11 protein-coding genes are annotated in these 17,853 nt (G+C 45.0%); all 11 read right to left on the reverse strand.

Annotation, left to right across the window (positions count from 1 at the left end; all coding sequences use genetic code 11):
• Positions 1-189: 189 nt before the first annotated feature.
• Positions 190-735 carry a DUF1697 domain-containing protein gene (locus MKY14_RS24545; protein WP_076186269.1) on the reverse strand — a complete coding sequence of 182 codons (546 nt, stop codon included), beginning with the start codon at positions 733-735 and terminating at the stop codon, positions 190-192.
• A gap of 28 nt (positions 736-763) precedes the next feature.
• Positions 764-1,582: a phosphotransferase family protein gene (locus MKY14_RS24550; RefSeq protein ID WP_248549070.1), complete on the reverse strand. Its 819-nt coding sequence runs from the start codon at positions 1,580-1,582 to the stop codon at positions 764-766.
• Between the two features lie 14 nt (positions 1,583-1,596).
• Positions 1,597-1,893, reverse strand: a complete 297-nt coding sequence (locus MKY14_RS24555) for an antibiotic biosynthesis monooxygenase family protein (RefSeq protein ID WP_076303402.1) — start codon at positions 1,891-1,893, stop codon at positions 1,597-1,599.
• Between the two features lie 21 nt (positions 1,894-1,914).
• The gene (locus MKY14_RS24560; RefSeq protein WP_076138393.1) at positions 1,915-2,538 is read right to left on the reverse strand and encodes a hypothetical protein; all 624 of its coding nucleotides are present in this window, start codon (positions 2,536-2,538) and stop codon (positions 1,915-1,917) included.
• A gap of 23 nt (positions 2,539-2,561) precedes the next feature.
• Positions 2,562-3,080, reverse strand: a complete 519-nt coding sequence (locus MKY14_RS24565) for a DJ-1/PfpI family protein (RefSeq protein WP_076303403.1) — start codon at positions 3,078-3,080, stop codon at positions 2,562-2,564.
• Positions 3,081-3,320: 240 nt separating this feature from the next.
• Positions 3,321-4,433: a GerAB/ArcD/ProY family transporter gene (locus MKY14_RS24570; protein WP_076186259.1), complete on the reverse strand. Its 1,113-nt coding sequence runs from the start codon at positions 4,431-4,433 to the stop codon at positions 3,321-3,323.
• A 239-nt stretch (positions 4,434-4,672) separates the two neighbouring features.
• On the reverse strand, positions 4,673-5,827 hold the full coding sequence (locus MKY14_RS24575) for a Ger(x)C family spore germination protein (RefSeq protein WP_076186255.1): 1,155 nt from the start codon (positions 5,825-5,827) through the stop codon (positions 4,673-4,675).
• Positions 5,824-7,374 (reverse strand): spore germination protein, encoded by a 1,551-nt coding sequence (locus MKY14_RS24580; RefSeq protein ID WP_340977549.1) that lies wholly within the window; start codon positions 7,372-7,374, stop codon positions 5,824-5,826. The genes MKY14_RS24575 and MKY14_RS24580 overlap by 4 nt, the downstream gene beginning before the upstream one ends.
• Positions 7,375-9,592: 2,218 nt before the next feature.
• The gene (locus MKY14_RS24585; RefSeq protein WP_340977551.1) at positions 9,593-15,973 is read right to left on the reverse strand and encodes an S-layer homology domain-containing protein; all 6,381 of its coding nucleotides are present in this window, start codon (positions 15,971-15,973) and stop codon (positions 9,593-9,595) included.
• A 19-nt stretch (positions 15,974-15,992) separates the two neighbouring features.
• Positions 15,993-16,871, reverse strand: coding sequence for a carbohydrate ABC transporter permease (locus MKY14_RS24590; RefSeq protein WP_081386388.1), 879 nt, complete (start codon positions 16,869-16,871; stop codon positions 15,993-15,995).
• Entirely contained in the window at positions 16,871-17,848 is a 978-nt protein-coding gene (locus MKY14_RS24595) for a carbohydrate ABC transporter permease (protein WP_340977552.1), read from the reverse strand. Before MKY14_RS24595 ends, MKY14_RS24590 begins: the two co-directional genes overlap by 1 nt.
• Positions 17,849-17,853 lie beyond the last annotated feature (5 nt).

The following is a 17,853-nucleotide window of genomic DNA, read 5'->3' on the forward strand; positions in this document are numbered from 1 at the left end:
CCCTTGATCATTCTATATGCCGGCAGTTCTGTAACTCCGGCCCAAGCTTTCCGTAGGTGTATTATTTCATCCATACCTTAACTCTCAATGAGTGCAAGCTGAATGTTTGCTGAATAAATGAGGCTGCCGGAACGCAAAAAAGACCCCACAATGTGGAGCCTTTCGGTACCCTGTTCAATCCAAACTATGTTATTCCATCTTGCCTATGGCAACAAGCTTATTCACCGTGTTCCAGTTGCGTGCGGTAATGGGCATCCCGAGTATTTTGTCAAAAGGGACTTTAAAAAGCGATGATTGGCTCACACTGACCTCATATAATATATACATCTCTCTGCCGACAAAACGCACTTTATCCGGTCCATTCTCATAAGTGCACAGTTTATCCAATGCTTCCCCTGAAGGCTCGGCTGGTAAAAAAGTAACATACCATCTTTTGAATTCCTCTGGCTCGGACAGCTGAAAGGGATCGTTAGCGATCACATTCTCCATTTCTGCTAAAGTACGGATAATAACAGAGACCTCGAATCCAAAAACCTCATGAATCTGACGTTCAATGACTCCTCTAAGCAGGCTTACCGAACCTTCATCACTCTCAAAAACGACATTTCCACTCTGAATATACGTTCGTACATTTGCAAATCCAAGAGACTGAAACATCGCCTTCAGGTCCAACATTTTAATAATTTTGTTCCCGCCGACGTTAATTCCACGCAGCAGCGCTATATAGGTAGTCATAGAATACGCCTCCGTTTTTGTGCCATGATCAGCTTACCTCTGCGGCTAAGGTGTGTAGACGTTTACGAACTTCATTTACCAGCAGCTCCTTCTCTGGAGGCGAAAGCCCCTCCACCAGACGTGCGGCAGCGATCGGCAAAATCCAGCGGTCTACGTCCTCATAAGTGTGTCCTGATAATCTGAGATACTCTTGAATGTATCCCTTAGTTAATCTTTTTCTTATAAAACCTAACATTAATTTGGAGAAGGCCGAAGCTCCCGGAGGCATAGCTCCCAAACTGAACATCACTACGGAACGCGCAGCATCTCCAGCAGGTTCTCCCACTACACCCGTCATCCAGTCGATCACCCAGAGCTGTTCATCCATAAGCACATTGTCGGGATGAAAATCCCCATGACATAAACGAGTGCCCTCCGGCAGCTTCTCCAGATACTTCAAAATGACGGATTTTTCCTCTTCGCTCAGCATAGGGGCAACCATGATCTGACTTTTCAGCATATCCTTTTGCTGGCCGATTTCCTCTGTAGTTTCAAGCTTATGTAAATCACAATGAAGCCCCGCCATCAGCCTGGCATATTGGGTAACTTTCCAAGGCTTCTCACCCATCACCTTTAGTAAAGAGGGACCCTGAATTTGTTGAAAAACGATACCTTGTCGATTCTGTTCAGAAATAAGCTCAAAAGGCTGGGGGGTCCGAACACCCCGCGCATGTACAAACTGGCTGATTTTATATTCCCGGCTGACGTGTTGCTCTGCTATATCCTCCCGGTACAATTTAAGAATCCTCTGATCGTCATGCTGCCAGATCTCCGCTGTTCTGCCTTCCCCAACAAGCTTGGCCTTCATTCGGTATCCTCCATTTAGTCCAGATTAATGCGGGTAAAATGCTCAACTACCGGAAATGGGTCGTAGTAATGGTGAAGGAGTGCTTTCCATTCCTGATATTGGCTGGATTCTCTAAACCCAACAGTGTGGTCTTCAAGCGTTCTCCACTTCACCAGCAACAGATACTTATGTTCATCCTCCAAGCAATGTTGTAATTCATGGCCCAAATAACCCTCTATCGAGGAGATTAAGCTTGATGCCTCCTTGAAGCTTTGCTCAAATTCAGTAGTCAAACCAGGCTTCACTTGCAGCATCGCAGCTTCCAAAATCACACTCATCATCTCCTAAAGTTATTAATTTAAAGCATCCCGGAAAAATTCATGATAGAAATTAATGATGACCAGCAGTATTGCTAGTGACTCGTTGACACTGCCTACCTCCAGCGAATGATTGGCATCATCGATTCTATACACCTTCAAATGATTCAGCCCACTAATTTCACCCGAATGCTCTTCACCAAATAAGGGGTCACTGCCTCCATAAATTACAGTCCCCCGACTCCGCTGAATCAGCGGCACCGCCTCAGGCAACGGGGTGATATATAGATGAGACGTCTTCTTCTGTATTTCTAGCTCTTCAGCTATTCTACCTGCAATAACAGCTCCCATGCTTTTACTTATAAAAAGAAACCTCTTATAATCCGGCAGAGAAGCAATCACGGCTTTACATTCCTCAATGATAATACTCATTTCTTCACGCTTGAAATCCACCCTAGCACTCTGGTAACCATATTCTAAAAGCAGAACATCACAATTATGCTCCCGGGCAGCTTTAGCCGCATAATCCAGCAGAGAGCGATCAGCTGAATAATTTTTACCCGGAAAAATAACAGCCAGCGCTTTGGAACCTTGGGTGATATACTTATGTTTAACCTCTCTACCCCAATAAGAGGACATAATGATATTGCTAACGTTCATACATGTTTCCCCTCTTCTGCTCCTTAAACGGATTTAAAATATTTAAAGAAATCTATCGTTTCTTGCAAATCTGCCTCATCTTTATAGATACTCATTACTCGCCCAATTTCAAGCGCAAAATCTACATATCCATTCGGCTTAGCGGTAATGATTGTTCCATCGACAACGACGTTAGATACGCCGGATTCATTGTCCACATAAACCTTACCATCCAGTACTCCGGCTGCCTTAAGAATGGATACCCCACCGCAAATGCCCGCGATGACTTTGCCTGCTCGATTCAGGCTTCTGATTAAATCTAATAGAGCCTCCTGCCCTATTAAATTATCTGTTTCCCCACCAGGGATAATCAATAAATCTATGGTGCTAACGTCCACATTTTCAACCAATACGGATGGATTCACAGAAAAACCCTCGCAGGAGATTAACGCCTTATCTTCCAAACCTAAGGTATAAACCTCACCCTTTGTTTTCATAAAATAAGCTGCCAATGTAACCTCAAACTGCACAAAGCTATCATATATAAGAATATATGTATTCAATGATGGATCAGCTCCCCTGTTCTCAAAAAAAGTAACCTCTATTCTATGTATCTATCATTATAGCATCATCGCCATCTCCTGAAACTTACGGACTCAGAGGACGCTAATCAATAACAACTATGCGCTCCGCTAAGATTCCGAATGTGGGATTTCACCTAATTACTCATAACAAAAAGGACACAAGCATCCCAACAGCCACCTTTTATGGCTCACGAGACACCTGTATCCTCCTATTTAGAGCTATTGCTGCGACTGCGGCGCTATCTGTTTATTTTTACCTCGGCTCACAACAATTTCAGCGCAAATCCATAATATCAACGGAATAATCACCTGGAAAGGAAGCGCATATATTGGATAAATAGTATAGGCAAAATGCTGCATCTCCATAATATCCTTAAAGATAAATTGTGAGAAATAAACCATAATCAATCCCAGCTGAAGCACAACGGATCGGTAGCTCTTCAGTTTGAACAACTTAGCGACTCCAACACTAGCCACATATAAACATAAGCTGGCCTTTATGAATATCGTGATTACAAATCCAAGTGCTGATGATGCCTCCATTCGGGTCAAAAAATCCCCTATATTAATCCGACTAACCGCAACATACGAGGGGAAGTATAAGCTTTGAACAATATCAGGATTGAGAATCAGCAAATTCCGCAGAGAAACGAGCAAAATCACCACACCAGAAATCAGCAATCCGCTTAGCAGAATCTTTTTGGCTGAGTCTTTTGCCGGCAAATGACTAAATACGCCCATAAAAAGAACAATTTCAGCAAAAGGAAAAGTAAATGATCCAATTGTATCTGCAAATATCGGTGACCATCCACTGTCAAGAAAAGGCTTCAAATAGTGATACTTAAGCTTGGGAATGGCTAAGATTTCAATAAACAGTATCTCCGCTAAAAGAAGCAATAGAAATAGCTTAGCACATCTCCCAATCACCTCAATCCCTGCCTTAACCACCCAAATACATAACAGACCCACGCATAACATAGGTGCAATCATAGGCGTCTCTGTCAAGGCAACCGTTTTACTAAACTCCCCAAAATTCCGTAGAACAAGTGCCCCCATATGCAGTGCATACCATATATATAGACAGGAAACTACTCTCCCAAAGATAGATCCAAATACGATGATCAATATATCAAATAGATTCTTACCCGGAAAAAGCACATGAAATCTGGCGTACATAAACAGCAGGGGGACCGTTAATGATATGGCTAAAAGTAGAGCAATCCAGCTACTGTTGCCCGATTTTCCCGGCAGTCCCATGAATAGTGAAGTTCCAATAATAAATAGAACAACAATACTTATAGAATGCCCTGTGGGTATGATCTCTTTTTTCATGCTTAAATCTCCTCTTGGGCTTGTAACTAGAATAACTTGCTGATCCAACTCACAATTAAAGGTGAAGGACTAGGAAGCTGCCATTTCATGGCCAATGCAAAAGCTATACAGAAAGAAAGCAGACATAGTGTAGTACACACATAAAAATCCCGTTTCATCCCTTGCTTTAACAGTCCGTAAGGATCTATCAATACAACAAAAAAGTATATCATCACAACGATAACAGCCAATTTAATCACCTATTCTTGATGGATCTGTATAGACCTTGAGTTCTGAGCACTGCTCTCAATAATAACTGTTGAATTTACAACCACATCTAGACTAGAGAATTCTCGTTCCCAATCTTTATCGAGCTTGGTCCAGGTCTTAGGCATATTCTCAAAGATAATCTCTCCGAATCCAAAAATATCGGAATGATATTCCTGCTGCACCTTTTTAATTACAGAGAGAGTATTCTCCTGTAATTCCTTAGCGGCACGCTTCTCTATAACATTTTTACTATTCAGACTAGTGAATCCTTCAGTAGTCATTACCTCATCAAGCCCGGTATGCGTGACCATATTTACCTGTAATTGGAGTTTACCGTTTATCCAAACAGGCTTTACTTTTGTTTTATTAGAAAAGATCTCAAGTGTGAAGTCGGGGGCTCCCTTTTCGTTATTCACGGTTAACACCCCACCCTTTATCTTATCTTTAATAAACAACATGAATTTGGTCTCTTCACCACTCAGCTTGCCTATCATTTTATCCATTCTGAAGATAGCTGTACCGCTGACGCGCGGATTTTTCTGGCCATTTTTCTCGTGAATATAAATAAGCGGAGCTATAGCACAATCCCCGGGCGTCTCCAGCTTTTCAATGAAGTCCCAAATCTCCACAACCGGGGCCGTACTTACATTTTGTTCAATTGCCATCTGCTGAGCAAGACCATAAGACATAATAGTTTCTGTTGAGCTATTTAAATTAATTACTTCCTGAGCCGTCTTATCTTTAGAAACAAACACGTATACATCTGATCGAGTTTCTGTATCTCTGTTATACCAATCAATCACTTTTACAACCCCTTCCTTGGCTACTTCCTCACTAATAATGATCGCCTTGGAATGGCTCCAAAATAATTTTTTTCCCGTAATTGAAATCATACCTCGCACAATTTCAAATAACGTTTTACCTGAAAGACTGACCATCTTATAACCCGCTTGACTGGATTTCATCCCCTCTTTCGTATCCACGATTTCAACCGTTGCTAACAGCTTTCCGTCAGAATCTTTATCGATGCCAATGCCTGCTACAACCGCCCTATCTTCAATTTCGGCGTAATCCCAACAGCCCAAGATACTGACCAGAAGTAATAGCGATATACAAGCTAGCAACCCTTTTTTAATTTTATTCATGACCGATTCCTTACTTTATTTGCCGCTTTTCTCTTTCGGTTACGTGCTCCAATCATCGCCGGACGTAAATACATGTGCCACCACGGCGCCCTTATAGCTGTATCCTTAATATCCTGCGGGCGAATAGAACCTACTCCAAGCATGTATTGAACTCCAAAGGAACGTAAACTCATCAAATGAATAACTAAACCGATCACACCTAAGAAATACCCGTATAACCCCAGAAAGAAGGTAGCCAATAGTAAAAGCGATCTTACCACGATTAGAGGACCCGTCAGTGTAGGGTTAAGCAAAGCCATAATTCCTGTTAAACCCACTACAATAATCATAGGTGCGCTAACTATTCTTGCTTCCACAGCCGCCTGACCCAACACAAGCGCACCTACGATGCTAATCGCCTGACCAATGTAGGTCGGTATTCGTTCTCCTGCCTCTCGCAGAATTTCAAAAATCGTTAGCATGAACAAAACCTCGACCACAGTCGGAAAAGGAACGGCTACTCTCGACGTTGAAATACTAAGTAACAACATGGTAGGAATCATTTCCTGACTATAGGTAACTAAAGCTACGTACAAAGCAGGAATACTAATAGACAAAAAAGCTCCAAGCACCCTTATCATTCGGTTAAACGAACCAAAGTAATAGTTAATATAATAATCAGCACTGGCCTGAAAATTCTCCACAAACAAATAGGGCACTGTCATTGCATAAGGGCTGCCTTCCATTAATAAGGCAACTCTCCCCTCCATAATTTTGCTTACTACAGAATCAGGACGTTCTGTGCTTCCCGTCATTTCAAAGGGTGAAAAAGGTTCATCTCGAATAAGCTCCGAAAGAATAGATGTATCCAAAACAACATCTATGTCTACCTGCTGAATTCGGTTCTGCAGCTCTTTAACAACATCCGGTGAGGCCAAACCTTCAATATAACAAATACAAGTTTCTGTTTTGGAGCGGACCCCGATCTGGCCATAAATCAACTTTAAGTCCGGACTTTGCACTCTTCGGCGAATGAGAGTCAAGTTTACAAGCAGTGACTCTGTAAAACCTTCTCGTGGACCCTTGACGCTTTTTTCCGTCACAGGCTCTGCGATAGCCTTCGTTTCCCACCCCTGTGCGCTAATGTTTAGCGCACCCGCAAAACCATCCATCAGAAATAATGTTTTTCCAGCTACGACCGCGCTAACCATCTCATCCAAACTCGTAGAGCAGACTACATCGCTAATATTAATAACCATCGTCCGGATTTTCTCCATCAGTTCAGCTCTATTCCCACTATCCATTTCCGTAAAATCAAATTTCATTAGGGGCTTGATCACCCCATACTGAATCATTTCCCTGTCAACCATCCCGTCAACATAAACTAATCCGCAGCAGATGCCGTCACTATGAATATTATTTAGCACTCTTATCCTAAGCGTTCCATCATTATTAAAGATTTGCCGAAACAGACTCAACATATCATCCAGTGACGTACTTAGAGTCTGCTCAGACTTATCGTTATTTTGAGAGTTGTTACTGATCCCCTGTGCTGATTGTTTCTCCACAGTAGTCACTCCTGTCACAATAGGTTTCCTAGAAATTATCCCCTGCATCTCCCCCTTTTATCCTCCAAAATTATGCTAAAAAGGGATCAACAAGAAAGAAGCAGGTATACTCCATATACTGGATTCTTTTCGGTCTCCGAAACCTAATCATCCCTTGAGCTCATGCAAATAACGACTCTTGAGTCCGTTAGCATTGAATCACACTCATCACTTGGGGCTTACTGACCTAGCACAAAAACACCCAACACATCATCAGGCGCTTTCGGACTCAGCCACGATAACACCGCATACATCCTCAGGCGCTTACGGATCTAGGGCGATAACAACGAGTACATCCTCAGGCGCTTAAGGACTCAGAAGGCGTTATTTGCTCAATTATCGCCTTTTGGGCACAGTTTCGGACTCCAGTGCAGCTATTTCATCCAAAGTGGCCCAAATTGGGCGCTTTTCATGCCAATAGCGACTATGGGGTCCGATAGCACGCCAAAAGTCGATAAATGCAACGTTTAGGGGCTACTGGGTCCTTTACCGCCGCATCCCACTCATCTCTGGGGACTTACGGACCTAACACAATAACACCCAACACACATCAGGCGCTTTCGGACTCGGCCGCGATAACACCGAATGCATCCTCAAGCGCTTGCGGATCTAGGACGATAACACCGAATGCATCCTCAAGCGCTTGCGGATCTAGGACGATAACACCGAATGCATCCTCAGGCGCTTGCGATCTAGGACGATAACACCGAATGCATCCTCAGGCGCTTGCGGACTCAGGAGACGTTATTGGCATATTTATCGCCTTTTGGGCACAGTTTCGGACTCCAGCGCAGCTATTTCATCAAAAGTGGTTCAAATTGGGCGGTTTTCATGCCAATAGTGACTATAGGGTCCGATAGCACGCCAAAAGTCGATAAATGCAACGTTTAGGGGCTACTGGGTCCGTTGCCGCCGAATCACACTCATCCTTTGGGGCTTACTGACCTCGCACAACAACACCCAACACATCATCAGGCGCATACGGACTCAGGAGGCGTTATTTTCTCATTTATCGCCTTTTGGGCACAGTTTCGGACTCCAGTGCAGCTATTTCATCAAAAGTAGCTCAAATCGGGCGTTTTTTATACCAAAAGCGACTATGGGGTCCGATAGCACGCCAAAAGTCGATAAATGCAACGTTTAGGGGCTACTGGGTCCGTTACCGCCGAATCACACTCATCCCTTGGGGCTTACGCACCTAGGCACGATAACATCGAATACATCCTCAGGCACTTTCGGCTCAGCCACGATAACACCCAGTGCATCCTCAGGCGCTTACGGACTCGGCCATGATAACACCCAACACATCATCAGGCGCATACGGACTCAGGAGGCGTTATTTTCTCATTTATCGCCTTTTGCGCACAGTTTCGGACTCCAGTGCAGCTATCTCATCAAAAGCGGCTCAAACCGGGCGTTTTTTATACCAAAAGCGACTATGGGGTCCGATAGCACGCCAAAAGTCGATAAATGCAACGTTTAGGGGCTACTGGGTCCGTTGCCGCCGAATCACACTCATCCTTTGGGGCTTACTGACCTCGCACAATAACACCCAACACATCATCAGGCGCATACGGACTCAGGAGGCGTTATTTTCTCATTTATCGCCTTTTGGGCACAGTTTCGGACTCCAGTGCAGCTATCTCATCAAAAGCGGCTCAAACCGGGCGTTTTTCATGCCAATAGTGACTATGGGGTCCGATAGCACGCCAAAAGTCGATAAATGCTGCGTTTAGGGGCTACTGGGTCCGTTAGCGATCTCTTGCGTGCAAATTACATACCATGAAGCAACGTTTGTTTTAAGAGCGTGGTGGATACGAGCATGAGATTAGGTTTGGGGTTGGCAGCTCCGAGATAGCAACTTGATCTAGGTGCTTGGCACTGGCAGCTCCGAGATAGCAACTTTGATCTAGGTGCTTGGCACTGGCAGCTCCGAGATAGCAACTTTGATCTAGGTGCTTGGCACTGGCAGCTCCGAGATAGCAACTTTGATCTAGGTGCTTGGCACTGGCACCTTTAAGCTAGCAGCTTTGAATTAATAAAGCTGGCGTTCGGGGCATACGGTCAGCAGCAAAAAGACACAGGTGCCCAGCAGTCATGATCATGACTACGGGACACCTGCGTCTTTTTTATATCTTGTATTGCTGCACGATTTTTTATATCTTGTATTGCTGCATGATTATTGAAGCTGCTCAAACAGGCGGAAGATCACGGTCGCTGCTTGCGCTCTTGTAGCCTTGCCGTTTGGTCCAAATTGGTTGGATGTCATACCGTTAATAATTCCACTAATACGCATCGCTTCTACAGCTTTGGCTGCATCCGCAGACAACTGGTTCACATCAGAGAATGCTTCACCAGAAGCCTTTGTTCCGTCGGTCAATGGGATATTAATCGTCTGAGCCAAACGATAAATCATGACCGCCATTTCCTGACGAGTAATCTCCTCGCTTGCACCAAAGTTGCCATCCGCTTTGCCTTTAACAATACCGAGCTTTTGAGCGCTCGCAATCGGACTGGCATACCATGCCCCATCCTTAACGTCTGTAAATGTGCTTACAGCCGTCTCATCTAGTAAATCAAAAGCGTTCATCAATATTTTGATGAATTCTGCACGGGTCACATTTCCACTTGGATTAAAGTGTTCAGCATCCATCCCTTGGATTGCGCCTCGTGCTGCGAGTGCTTCAATACTGTTTACCGCCCAATTAGCTGTAGCGGTATCTTTGAATGAAACATTCGAGTGAACCACTACATAACTGCCAAGCTGTTGCAAATTTAACTCAAGCATCTGTGTCCCTGTATTAAATCTTCCGTTCTTAACGATCTCTAGTTGCTGATTACTGTTCAAGTAATAAACCACTACTTTATGTGCTTTCTCACCAGACTTCAGCGTATAAGGAAGTGCCAGCTTGATCCCCGATGTCTTCAGTACATCGCCTGGAATAATCACACCATCTACGCTAAGACTGATGTCTTTAATTGTACCTGCATTCAACTGACTGCTTACCGAAAGTGGCAATCCGGATATATCTCCAGTGCCCACAATAAGCTTAAGTTTGCCGTTCTTAGCATCTTTGTAAGTCTTCAGGAAATTTTCCGGCAGCATTATGCTTGCTGTTCCTGTATCAATCTTGAGGGATTTAACATTCCCCGCTGCTGCCAGTGACTGCAGTGGCAGCTCAACTACAATTTGTTTCGCGTTTCCGGTAGGATTCACGACAATGGACAGAATACCATCCTTTGCATCCTTTGCTGCCTTTTCAACATCTGCGGCAGCCAGTTCAGCCAATGCATTTCCATCTGCTCCGATGACCGTCTGGACAACGATTTTACCATTGCTTACAGCAGGGGCAGCTGTCGCAGACGCGCTAGGCGACGGTTTTGCCGTGGCTACCGGCACATAAGTACCCGGTGCATCTGTTGGTTTCGGCGTTGCCGTTGGCGTTGGTGTCGTTGTCGGTGCAGGTGTTGATGTTGGCGTAGGTGTTGGCGTAGCTTCTGAAAGCAACTTCAGGCCCGCAACCGCCGCAGTAAGCTGACTTAATGCCTCATCAATGTCTGCCTGAGTAGCAGTTCCACTCTCCAGCAACATCACTGCACGTGCTACCTCTTTCTCAAGAGTATTCCAGCTCTCCTCTACATAAAGGCTCTTATCCAGAGCCTCTATTGCTCTAAGCTTCTCCTCCAAGGCTGCCGTTATGAGAGGTGGATTTACAGAAACTAATGTTAAGGTATACGTTCTGGTCGTTGTTTTATCCAGTGCCGTCACAATGACCTTGTAACCCGTTTGAATTTCTCCCGCAATAGTAATGCTATCGGGTTCATACACAGCGAAGGTAACCCCTACCGGCACAGTAAGTCCTTCCTTCAGCTCATCAAGTGTAGTCGTATCCGGTAAAATAATTTCTTTGGCTACCTGATCAATAGATCCGCCCGGAATTGTGATTCCGCTGATCGTTGCATCATGAGCTTCGACAGGCTGTAAGGCTTCAAAGGCATTTTTCAAATTGGAATATGCCACATTAATATCACCATCGGTAGCACCGTCATTTGCATAAGTGGCTTTAGCAGCCTCTAGTGCAATGCGTAGTGCCTCCCATTGCTCAGGCGTTCCGGTATAATTCTCTTCATTTATCGAAGGATCTTCCGCTGTATCAATGGCTGCTTTAAGTTTAGATTTATCGTACCTCACACTGATGCGGCAGTTGGCAGCAATATCGGTGCCCGCCACTTTACCAAATATAGTGAAGTCTGTAGCAATGGTGAGTTTGTTAAGGGGAATTTCCTCCCATACCACACTTGCCAAGCCTGTCGTTTTATCGGCGTAAGTTACCGTAACCTTAGCTGGAAGATTAGGCACGACGTTAACTGTCGTACTCACCGCAATCTGTTCAATGCTTACAATCGCACCATGGTCGCCGGGAGCAGGAACTTCTCCTTCTGGCTTAGACGAAATTGCCCGCCATTCCTTAACGCCTGTCCAAATACTAGTGGACTGCTTATTAAGAATCAAACGGAGTTTATCCGTCTTCACCTCGTCAAAGGTTACCTCGTTAAATGCATTTCTTGCTTTGCCTTTCTCGCTCAAGCCCGTTACCGGTACGTATTTTCCGGCATCCTTATCCCAATATTCGAAGCTGTAATCTCCCGGTACCTGTACACCGCCTTCATCATCATAGAAGTACACGGAGCTGCCTGACAAAGTTACGGGCTCTTTCCAGGTCAGTTGTAGCCAGTGGCTTTCACCGGGGCCGCCCCAGTTCCCATACTGAGTTTCTGCTTCGCTATTGTAAATACTTGCTGAAGTATAAGGGATATAACCATCATTAATGCCATACACAGACTCCCATGCCGAAGTGTAAGAGGCACTAGGGGTAGCCAAAAGGGCAGCATTTCTGTATCTAAGGTTATCCACCGCCATCCGCATTTGATCCGTTGCCACTTTGATCTCTTCCAGTGTATATTCTCCCTGAGCCAGTAATGCCTTGGCAGCAGTCAGTGCAGCTTGCAGCTCTTGCCATGTTGCCGCAGTAAAATCATCCTTGTTCCGGACAAGTCTGCCGGAATCCCGATCCGCAAACTTCGCGATCATCTCTGTCAGTTCTGCAGTAGCTACAAATACGGTGACTGGAACCTTCACGACAGTTTCAAGTTCCCCATCGCTGACAGTCAGGCGGTATTCATATTCACCAGTCGCCTTAAAGGTTGCTTGCAGCATGGCCTTATCAAGCCCTTTCTCCTCTACTTCTCCTTCACCTGAAATCTTCTCCCAGGTATAAGTCAGCTTGCCACTTGGCAATCCATCATCAACGATTTGCGGCATAATCGTCAGAGGCGCATTTTGCTCAACCTTCAATGGTGTTTCTAGATAAACCTTTGGTGCCTGATTGGCAGCCGCCTTAACCTCCAGATTATTGTTGTAGATCTGAATCTCCTTTATGGCGGTCGCAAGTTCCAGCGAATGCGTCACATGAATGCGAATCGCTGCAGTGTTAACCTTTTGGAACTCTACATTGTTATAGTTGGAAGCAATATACTCCGGATAGCGGAATTGCCCCTCCACTGGTTTCCAGCTTCCATCAGCATCCTGATATTCGACACCGAATGTCTGTGGTGTACCATAACCGTTCAGAAGCCGGTCATTATAGAAATAGACTTTTACATTGTCCACAGCCTGGACTCCATCAAATTTGAACGTAACCGTATCGACGGAATTCGGCGAACCTCCGAATAAAGCTGTGTTTGACGTATGATTAATCGATGCGATTGTCGAATTGTCCGCCAGGTTGCGGATGTTCGAACCGCTCTTGATATAAGTCGATTCAACAGTAGTGCCTGAAGCAACAGCCAGATTCGTACCGTCATTAACAATATCTACGCCTGCTTTATTAAACATATCGACAGTCTTCTCATTGCTGGCTAGGGATGTTTGATCTGCCGCAGCAAGTGTCGTAGCACTGCCTTTTTCATATAACACCTGTGTCTTCGAGTTATCGCCAACAGCCCCAGTTACATCACCTGAAGGTTTTTCCACCTTACCAGTAGCTGTATCATAAATCAGATGGGACATTTCGTTAGTTGTCATTACGAGTTCATCATTAATGAAGAGCGAATAACCTGCTGGAATACCTTGATAATGAGGATTGTCGCTGTATTTAGCAGGATCCTGCCATACGATAGATAAGTTAGCATCATGATAACGCACGTTATCTACAGCAAAATAGTCATAATCAACATTAATCGGCCATAGCTCGATCTTGTCATCTGTCCGTGGCTGAATACCCGCCATATCTTCAACCACAGTGTAATTCATCATGCCAAGCGTATCGTGGTGAATCCATGCCCGTACCATATCTCCACTAGGGTTAGGAGGATTGTCTTTTGTCCATGGCGTGCCGAAGAAGTAATCCTCCAGCCAGAAAAATTCATTAGAGTCCAGGTGGTCCGTATTGCCCGGCTCCACTGTATGCAACCAAGCGCCCCAATCAAACAGTGTTTTGTAAACGTCACTGTTGATGTTATCTATAGGATAATAGCGCAGAGAGGCACGAACGGTATTAATATAGTTGCCGAAGTTACACCATGCGAACTGGTCTGTACCGAAGGCATCCGTCTTGCCATTCTTGAAATCTTCCACCCGCTTCATAATGCTGTTCTGATCCGCTGTAAAGAAGGGAAAGATCGGATAATAATTCGGATCTGCGTAATCAGACAACTGGGATAAATATTTCGCCTCATATCCTTCTTCACCTTCAGTTGGTACTACACCAAAGTTAAAGACAAACATGTTATTATCCCGCCAAGGGTTGAATACATCGGTACCACCCACAACTTTTTTGTGCAAAAAGCTGCCTGTACCATTCGTATCTGCCACACCGTCACCATCAAAGTCAGCCTTGTCGTACCACATCTCATTCAGAATTGAATTCTTAATATTCTGCGCCACAGTGTTCATTTTAGCTGCACCCGCAGTATCCCCAAGCTGCTCGTACATCTTCGCTGTTGCCACTGCATTGGCGTAGGTAGTAGAAGAACCATCCAGCCGGGCATAGTTACCACTGCCATTCCAGTGCATGGATACGGTATCTCCGTCATTACCTGTAATCGGACCATGGTTATAATAAACAAGATTTGGATTAGTGCCTTTAAAATGTTCAAGTGTGCCGGTAACATCAGTGGCGGAAAAATCAGCGAACTTCTTCAGTATTTCCTGACCACCACCGTAAATCTTGTAAGCATCCCAGCCTACTTGCGACGTGTTCTGCATCATATCCCAAGTCCAGATGTTAGGACGTCCGGGATTATTTTTATAGTTCTTATTCTCGGAATATTCCCCTTGAGCCAGCCAGGTTCCATACAAGTAGGAAGGATCACGCAGCCATTTCAGATCCTGCATCGCCCAAGGTACACTGACCGTAATCCCGTTGTTGTAGCCGAGAACGCCCTCCATGTTCATCGGGAACTGCCAGTCATTGCCCGGAATGTTGGCATCCAGCAAATTAAAGCGGTTACACCACCAACGATAATAAAGTACCTTCTTCACATTCTCATCGGGAACATCGATATATGGAATGTTCTCTGCCCACCACTCGTTGTACTCCCGCACCTGTGCGGAGAAGGCTGTATCATTGCTGTCAGCAGCCTTAAAGCTCTCATAATGCAGCTTTGAGCCTGGTATTTCATCCGCGAGCCAACCCATGACTACCTTTTGGTCAACGGAGCCACCGGCGGGCACTGTAATCTCTTTAACCAGTTCATTTCCGGAAGGACTCATGCCGTTTCCGCTCAGGTGAACATCCACGTAGGACATTGCTTCAACTACCTTTTGCCCGGCTTTGCCTATCATTAGCGGAGCAGCCACTCTGTAACCCACCAGCTCATCACCCTCAGCCGCTGAGACGAAAGGTGATTTAACCTTCATCGTCAACGTTATATCGCTGGCTGTAGGATTCTTCAATTGAAGCAGCGTTACAGCACTGTTATAGCTGGAAATAAATTTCCGCTGGTTAATCTCCAGGCCTCCGCTTGTGTAGGTCTGATTCTCATGACTCGGGTAGTTCTTCCGCACATTTTTCTGTTCTGCCAAGTCTCCTGTAGAAAGGGTGATGTTATACATCGTGTCCTTGTTCAAAGTATCCGCGTAATGCACTGTTCCCACAAAACCCAGCTTGGTATTATCCTGAGTCTTCATGTACAAAGCGCTTCCCCGGCTGAATAGAGTATTGGCGCTAACTTCGTCGTTGACATCATCCGGAATGACACCTTCGTTAACTAGCAAGGCGTCAAGCCAAGGCAAATCGGAATTATCTTTTGCAAAAGCCTCAAAATCAAAAGCTTCAATTGCCTGCATCATTTCTCCGACGGTGACATCGCTGAAATTAACGCCTTCCTTAACAATAGAATTATCCTTCCACTTCGCCTGCCCGTAATCGGTGCCTACACCTTCATGATAGAAATCAGTCGTGTAGTTAGCCGATACGGGAACAATCCCTGCATTTAATACCACAGCCGCGCATAATGCCGCTACAGAAGCTCTTCTGGGCCATTTATGACTTGACATTTGGATGAATTCCTCCTTTTTATCCCTTGATTCCTGTTAATGTAATGCCCTCAACAAAATATTTGTTGCCGATCAAGAAAAATACTAGACAAGGAGCTGTAACGACGAGCGCCAGTGCCATGACCTGTTCATAGTTCGGAATGCGCATCCCGTTCACAATATACAAGCCCATAGGCAGCGTATAATCTGCTTCAGTCTTTAAATAAATCATGGTGTAGAAAAATTCATTCCAACAGTTGATAAAGCTGAACAACGCCACAACAATCATTGCGGGACGTATAAGCGGCAGCATGATGCGGGAGTAGATACGGAAATAACCCGCACCGTCAATCTTGGCAGCTTCACTGAGTTCTAGTGGAATCGTCATGAAAAATTGCCGGAGCAAAAAGACAAAATACGCGTTGCCGCCTGCACAGAAAAAGGCCGGAATAATAAGAGCAGGTTTGCCAGCTAGTCCCAAAGAAGTGTACAGAGAATATTGTGGCAGCAGGGTTACGGCACTAGGCAGCATCATCGTACTGATGACCAGCACGAACCACATCCCGCGCAGCGGAAAGTTCAGCTTAGCAAAGGCATACCCAGCAAAGCTTGTCGTCAGCACCGTCCCGATCACATAAGGAACTACAATCGAAACTGAATTCCAGAGCTGCCGCAGGAACTGAATACGTTCCAATCCAAGCCGAAAATTATCGACATTTAGTGACTCGGGGAAAAACACAGGCGGCCGCGCCAGTATTTCTGTATGGCTCACGAAGGCACCTCGCAGCAGCCAATAAAGCGGAAAAGCAAACACCACTGCGAGTATACAGGAGAGCAGAATCAGCCCGGTATTGATGGCTTTAGCTCTTTTCTTTTTTTTCTGGATACTTGTATAATTCATAATTGCGGTAGCCGCCATTATCTCGCCTTCTTTCTTTTGCCCATCGAATCGTCCCTTTTAAATGCGCCCTGGAAGTAGAACAGCACACCAGTAATGGCCATAGTGATTAGGAAGACGACCCATGCCTCAGCAGACGCCAAACCGCGCATCCCTACCTGAACAAATGAATGGTCATAGATCATAACGTTGATAAAATAAGTCATCCGATCGGGTGCACCATTTCTGGACAACACCACACTTTGCGTATAAATCTGGATAGAGGTCATCATGCACATAATCAATTGGAAAAAGAGGACAGGCTTGATCGTCGGATAGGTTACTTGGAGGAACTTGTGCCAAGCATTTCCCCCGTCCATCTCGATAGCTTCCAGCAATTCTCCCGGAACATCCTGCAGCGTAGCGATGAACACAACAATCGTCCCACCACAGGTCCACAAGCTCATGATAAACAATGTCTCAAAAATACGGATGGGATCTGTCAGGAAATCAACAGGGGCTATTCCTATCTGCAATAAAATCCAGTTAAGCAATCCACCCTTGGCTTGGTTCTGTAGAAGCATCTGCCACACAATTGTTGTCGCCAGCATCGGAACTACAGACGGCAGAAAGAATATAGCCCGCATCAAGTTTCTGCCGATAAATTTACGGTTCAATAAGAGTGCAACAATCAGACAAAAGGTGATTACAAGCGCCACGTTAATGAAGGCATAAATCAAGGTTACCGTTATGGATTTTTTGAATTCGGAGCTGGTATTGGTGAATATGTACCGGAAATTATCCAGTCCAATCCACTCCATAACTTGGCTTCCGCTCATAATCGTTATTTTATGAAAGCTGTAAAACAAACTGGCCAACATCGGATAAAGCGTCAATACCAAAAATCCAATAATGGCCGGTGCTGCAAACAAATATCCAGCCACCGCCTCTTTGGTGACACCTCTGGCATGCTTTTTAACATAGACCGCAGCCGTTTCGGTTTTGCTCTCTGGGTTCATAAGCA

This window comes from Paenibacillus sp. FSL R5-0887 (assembly GCF_038002305.1).
In the GTDB taxonomy this organism is placed as follows: Bacteria; Bacillota; Bacilli; order Paenibacillales; family Paenibacillaceae; genus Paenibacillus_AQ; species Paenibacillus_AQ odorifer.

What these genes read in the sequence shown, in the direction of transcription:
- MKY14_RS24585 (WP_340977551.1), bottom strand. Translation starts at nt 15,973, where the DNA reads ATGTCAAGTCATAAATGGCCCAGAAGAGCTTCTGTAGCGGCATTATGC.
- MKY14_RS24545 (WP_076186269.1), bottom strand. Translation starts at nt 735, where the DNA reads ATGACTACCTATATAGCGCTGCTGCGTGGAATTAACGTCGGCGGGAAC.
- MKY14_RS24570 (WP_076186259.1), bottom strand. Translation starts at nt 4,433, where the DNA reads ATGAAAAAAGAGATCATACCCACAGGGCATTCTATAAGTATTGTTGTT.
- MKY14_RS24550 (WP_248549070.1), bottom strand. Translation starts at nt 1,582, where the DNA reads ATGAAGGCCAAGCTTGTTGGGGAAGGCAGAACAGCGGAGATCTGGCAG.
- MKY14_RS24595 (WP_340977552.1), bottom strand. Translation starts at nt 17,848, where the DNA reads ATGAACCCAGAGAGCAAAACCGAAACGGCTGCGGTCTATGTTAAAAAG.
- MKY14_RS24575 (WP_076186255.1), bottom strand. Translation starts at nt 5,827, where the DNA reads ATGAATAAAATTAAAAAAGGGTTGCTAGCTTGTATATCGCTATTACTT.
- MKY14_RS24560 (WP_076138393.1), bottom strand. Translation starts at nt 2,538, where the DNA reads ATGAACGTTAGCAATATCATTATGTCCTCTTATTGGGGTAGAGAGGTT.
- MKY14_RS24590 (WP_081386388.1), bottom strand. Translation starts at nt 16,871, where the DNA reads ATGGCGGCTACCGCAATTATGAATTATACAAGTATCCAGAAAAAAAAG.